General features: G+C 30.9%; 2 protein-coding genes. Both read left to right on the plus strand.

Annotated features, from left to right (window positions below):
• The coding region (locus tag KHW44_RS09385; protein WP_304068823.1) for a spermidine/putrescine ABC transporter substrate-binding protein at positions 1–940 on the plus strand (940 nt) is incomplete at its 5' end.
• 103 nt (positions 941–1,043) lie between these two features.
• Positions 1,044–1,723: undecaprenyl-diphosphate phosphatase (locus KHW44_RS09390; RefSeq protein ID WP_304068825.1), on the plus strand; the 680-nt coding region annotated here is incomplete at its 3' end.

Here is a 1,723-nt window from a genome sequence, read left to right on the forward strand (position 1 = left end):
TTGGGGAGAATACATCGAGCCAGCTTTGATAGAAAAGTTTGAAAAAGAAACGGGAATTAAAGTAATATATGATACTTTTGAGCAAAATGAAGATATGTATATGAAAGTAAAAGAAGGTGGAAATAACTATGATGTTGTCGTTCCTTCAGATTATATGGCTGAAAAGATGATAAAACAAGGAATGCTTGAAAAAATTGATTACAGCAAAATTCCTAATTTTAAATACATCGACGAAAAATTTAGAAATTTGGATTACGACCCAAAAAACGAATACACAGTACCGTATATGTGGGGAACTGTTGGAATTCTTTACAATAAAAACAAAGTAAAAGAAAAAGTGGATAGCTGGAATATTTTGTGGGACGAAAAGTACAAGGACAACATTATTATGATGAACTCCACACGAGATACACTTGGTGTAGCTTTGAAAAGACTGGGATATTCAATGAATTCTAGAAATGAAGCTGAATTAGAAAAAGCAAAAGAATCATTGATTAAACAAAAAGACATTGTACTCGCTTATCTTGTAGATGAAACGAAAAATCAAATGGCAAATGAAGAAGCAGACCTTGCTGTGATGTATTCTGGCGATGCGATTGTCGCAAAGGGTGAGAATGAAAACTTGGAATATGTAATTCCAAAAGAAGGTTCAAATTTGTGGTTTGACACATTAGCTATTTTGAAAAATGCAAAACACAAAGAAAATGCCGAAAAATTTATAAATTTTTTGACAGAGCCTGAGAATGCAAAAGTTAATGCCGATTATATTGGTTATTCTCTTCCATCTACAGAAGCAAAAAAACTTTTGGATAAGGAAGTTCAAGAAGATAAGACAGCTTATCCAGATTTATCAAAACATAAGAATATGGAAATATTTAAAGATCCATCAGATTTTGTAGAAAAATACGATGATATTTGGGCTGATATAAAAGCAAATTAAATTGATAAAGTGCGAGAGAAATTCTTTTGCACTTTTTTCATTTGAGATTGAATAATAAACGGATTTTTCATATAATATGAGTAGTTAAGAAATTGGAGGAAATATGTTTATAGAAATATTAAAAGTTATTCTTTTAGGAATTATTGAAGGAATAACAGAATGGTTGCCAGTTAGTTCAACTGGTCATATTTTATTATTGGACGAATTTATCAAATTGAACATGTCAGATGCTTTCAAATCAATGTTTACCGTTGTAATTCAATTGGGGGCAATCTTGGCAGTCGTAGTAATTTACTGGAACAAAGTGTGGCCATTTAAGAAAGGTCAAACTCATTTGATATCAATTAGTAAAAGCAAAATGATAATGTGGGCAAAAATAATTGTTGCGTGCATTCCAGCGGCTATTATTGGTATAAAATTTGATGATTTTATCGAAGAACACTTTTATAATTATTTTGTAATTTCATTAGCACTAATAATTTTCGGTATTTTGTTTATTATAATTGAAAATAAAAACAAAGAATCACACAAAAAATTAGTCGATAGTATCGATAAAATTACTTACAAACAAGCTTTTATAGTAGGATTATTCCAAGTAATTGCAGCGATATTCCCAGGTACATCACGTTCGGGAGCTACGATTTTGGGAGGTATTGCCATAGGATTATCCAGAACAGTTGCAGCTGAATTTACATTTTTCTTGGCAATTCCAACAATGTTTGGAGCAAGTTTACTAAAACTTGTGAAATTTGGATTTAGTTTTACAGCAATGGAAGCATTCGT

The organism is Finegoldia magna, assembly GCF_018371055.1.
Classification (GTDB): domain Bacteria; phylum Bacillota; class Clostridia; order Tissierellales; family Peptoniphilaceae; genus Finegoldia; species Finegoldia magna_I.